General features: G+C 60.5%; 2 protein-coding genes. One reads left to right on the plus strand and one right to left on the minus strand.

From position 1 onward, the window contains the following. Nucleotides 1–173: 173 nt before the first annotated feature. Nucleotides 174–3,035: an excinuclease ABC subunit UvrA gene (gene uvrA / locus ACMLHG_RS07355; RefSeq protein WP_417170076.1), complete on the minus strand. Its 2,862-nt coding sequence runs from the start codon at nt 3,033–3,035 to the stop codon at nt 174–176. Between the two features lie 131 nt (nt 3,036–3,166). Here uvrA and ACMLHG_RS07360 point away from each other — a divergent pair, with 131 nt between their 5' ends. Then, nucleotides 3,167–3,781: a hypothetical protein gene (locus tag ACMLHG_RS07360; RefSeq protein WP_417170077.1), complete on the plus strand. Its 615-nt coding sequence runs from the start codon at nt 3,167–3,169 to the stop codon at nt 3,779–3,781. The last annotated feature ends 151 nt before the right edge of the window (nt 3,782–3,932 follow it).

The following is a 3,932-nucleotide window of genomic DNA, read 5'->3' on the forward strand; positions in this document are numbered from 1 at the left end:
CTTACTTGTCGGGCTTCGCCCGCCAACACCTCAGTCGCCGGAGCGGCTCCGCTCGACTCCGTTCGACTGCGTCGCAATCGCTCCTTGCTGCTTTGCGGAACGCAAAGCAGTTCTCTCACATGCGCTCGCGGCGCTGACCGCGCTTGTGCCCGTGCGCGGTCAAAGCCGGCCGCTCAGAGATAGCGGCGGAGGTAACGCCCGGTGTGAGAGCGCTTCACCTTCGCCACCTCCTCCGGCGTCCCGGCGGCGACGATCGTCCCTCCGCCATCGCCCCCTTCCGGGCCGAGGTCGAGCAGATAATCCGCCGTCTTGATCACATCCAGATTATGTTCGATCACAATCACCGTGTTGCCCATATCCCGCAGTTTGAACAGCACCTTGAGCAACTGGTCGATGTCAGCCAGATGCAGTCCGGTGGTCGGTTCGTCGAGAATGTAAACCGTATGGCCGCGCGGCACCCGCGCGAGTTCCGCCGCCAGTTTCACCCGCTGCGCCTCCCCGCCCGAAAGCGTGGTCGCCGGCTGCCCCAGCGTCACGTATCCCAGCCCGACTTCCTGTAAAGTCTTGAACTTGCGCGCAAGCGACGGAATCGCGCTGAAAAACTCCACCGCCTGATTCACCGTAAGATCAAGCACATCCGCAATGTTCTTCTTCTTATAGTGAACTCCCAGCGTCTCCTTGTTAAACCGCCTGCCGCCGCAGGCCGCACATTCAACGTACACGTCGGAAAGGAACTGCATCTCAATCTTCTTGATGCCGTCCCCCCGGCACTCCTCACAGCGCCCCCCCTTCACGTTGAAGCTGAACCGCCCCGGACCGTATCCGCGCACCTTCGACTCCGGCAGTTCCGAGAAGAGTTTCCGAATGCCTCCGAACGCATCGGTGTAGGTCGCCGGGTTCGAACGCGGCGTCCTGCCGATCGGGCTCTGGTCGATCACAATCGCCTTGTCGACGAACTCCAGCCCCTCCACCGCGCGGCACGGCCCCGGCGGCAGATCCTGAATTCCCTGGTGGGCGTTCAGGGCACGCACCAGAATCCCGTTGATGAGCGAACTCTTTCCCGAACCGGAAACCCCGGTGATGCAGGTAAAGGTGCCGAGCGGAATCTCCGCATCGATGTTGCGCAGATTGTTGTACCGCGCTCCGCGAATCACCAACTTGTGTCCATTCCCTTTCTGCCGCACGGCAGGCACTTCGATCTTACGCCGTCCGGCGAGAAAATCCGCCGTGAGCGAACGGGGGAAGTTGACCAGCTCCTTCGGCGTTCCCCACGCCACCAATTCGCCGCCGTGCACCCCTGCCCCCGGTCCGAGATCGAGCACATAATCGGCCCGCTCGATCGTGTCGAGGTCGTGTTCCACCACCAGAACGGTGTTGCCGATGTCGCGGAGTTTCTCCAGCGTCGCCAGCAGCCGGTCGTTGTCGCGCTGGTGCAGTCCGATCGAAGGTTCGTCGAGGATGTAGAGCACACCCACCAGGCCGCAGCCGAGCTGGGTGGCGAGCCGGATGCGCTGCGCCTCCCCGCCGGAAAGGGTACTGGAAACCCGGTTGAGCGTGAGATAGTTCAACCCCACATCGCAAAGAAAAGTCAGCCGACTGCGGATCTCCTTGAGCACATCTCCGGCGATGACCGCATGTTCCCCATCCAGCTTGAGATCGGTGACAAAATCCCGCGCGGCCGCCACGCTGAGCGCGTTGAAGCGGTCGATCGACAACCCTCCCACCGTCACCGCGAGGCTGACCGGATTCAGCCGCGCTCCGTGACAGGCGGGGCACTCCCGTGGACTCAGGTATGCGCTCAGCCGCTCCCGGACCGATTCGGACTCGGTTTCCACCATCCGGCGGCGCAGATTCTCCAGAATTCCCTCGAAGGGTTTGCTCCAGTGGAACTTCTTCCCGTGCATGTAGTAGTCGAATTCAAGCGGTTCTTCGCCGCTGCCGTACAACAGAATGTGCCGCGTCCGCTCGGAGAGTTTCTCGAACGGCGTGGAGAGCATATCCGGTTCATTCAGCCACTCGGCCAGCTTGCGCAACAGCAGATTGTAGTAGATGATGAGATGCCGCGGCCCGCGCCGCCACCCCGGAATCGCCCCGTTGCGGATCGACAGCGACGGATCCGGCACCACCTTGGCCGGATCCATCACCTGCTGAATTCCCAGCCCGTTGCAGGTGGTGCACGCCCCGTAAGGCGAGTTGAAGGAGAAATTGCGCGGCAGCAGTTCTCCGCACGAGATGCCGCAATCCGGACAGGCGAGGTTTTCGCTGAACTTCTCCTCGGAAAATCCGCCTGGCTTCCCGTTTTCGTCCGGCGGTTCCTCCAGCAGCACGTGGATGGTTCCGGAGCCGTGGCGCAGTGCGGTTTCCACCGAATCGGTCAGACGCGAAGCGTCAATTTTCCCGGTGACAAGCCGATCAACCACCGCTTCGATGGTATGGCGCTTATTCTTCTCCAACGCAGGGAGTTCCTCCTCTTCAAGCGGAAGAATCTTCCCGTCAATCCGCACCCGGATGAACCCCTCGGAGCGGATGGATTCGAGCACGTCGCGATGCTCCCCCTTGCGTCCGTTGACAAAAGGAGCGAGAATCATCATCTTCCGCCCCGCCGGCAGCGCCAGCAGTTGTTCGGCGATCGCCTGCGCCGACTGCGATTCGAGCACCCGGCCGCAGTGCGGGCAGTGCGCAATGCCGACGTGAGCGTAGAGAAGCCGCAGATAATCATAAATTTCGGTTACGGTCGCCACCGTCGAACGGGGCGTGCCGCCCGCGGTGCGCTGTTCGATGGCGATGGCGGGGGACAGTCCGTCAATGTGTTCGACCTTCGGCTTCTGGAGCCGGTCGAGAAACTGTCTGGCATAGGCGGAAAGGCTCTCGACGTAGCGCCGCTGCCCCTCCGCATAGAGGGTATCGAAGGCGAGCGAAGACTTTCCGGAACCGGAAAGTCCGGTGATCACCACGAGTTTATTGCGCGGAATCGTCACGTCGATGTTTTTGAGATTGTGCTGTGACGCGCCGCGGATATGGATCGATTCAAACATGATTTCGGAATTCCCTTTCGCAATGGCATTAATATACCACGTTTTCCGCGCTTTTCACGGTTGAAAAATCGCCGCAAATGAGATATTTTTATTCAGGCGGCGGAAAAATCCGCCGGACAGGGAGGATTTTTATGAAACATTCGTGTCTGGGAGCTGTGGCGGCACTGCTCCTCGTTTTCGTCGGGACTCCGGCACAGGCCGATGACGCCTTCGCCGGTTCAGGGGCAGGCCTTTTCAACACCTATGGGTTCGACACCGAAATCAGCAGTTCCTGGACGCCGTTCCAGCTGACGCTGGTGCCGTATCTCCAGTTTTTCCGCTCCGACGTCGAAGTGTGCGGGCTCAATCTGGCGGCGCTGCTGACCAATCAGTACCGCGCCTACGGGATTTCGATTGCACCCTTTGCGGCATGCAACGAGGTCGGCGGGCTGGAGGTGAAGGGATTCGGCGCGGCGGAGCGGAATCTCGGGTTTTCCATCGGGATTGTCTCCATCTTCGTCGAAAACCTCGGTGCGATGTTCGGCGTCGTCAACCTCTCCGGCGTGGATGCCGGCCGGTCAGCCGGCAATTCGTGGGGATGGCAGATCGGGCTCTACAACCACAATGAAAACCAGGGAGCGGTCCAGATTGGATTCTTGAACTACAACGCCCGCGCGGCGATTCCCTGGCTGCCCTTCTTCAACCTCTCCAACGAACTCGCCGACGACGTCAAAGCGGCGGCACAGGCGGCCGAACAATCCAGATAATCGCTCTCTTCACCTTACGTAACAGCATCCTTACGAGTCCCCTTCGCCGGATGGCAATGCCCGGCAGGGGGATCGTCTTCTCTTCGACCAGTTTTCACACCTTCATAACTGTCGTTTGCGACAGTTGGCCCCGTTCCTTCACAATTTTTTC

The sequence above is a fragment of the Victivallis sp. genome, from assembly GCF_048170485.1.
In the GTDB taxonomy this organism is placed as follows: Bacteria; Verrucomicrobiota; Lentisphaeria; order Victivallales; family Victivallaceae; genus Victivallis.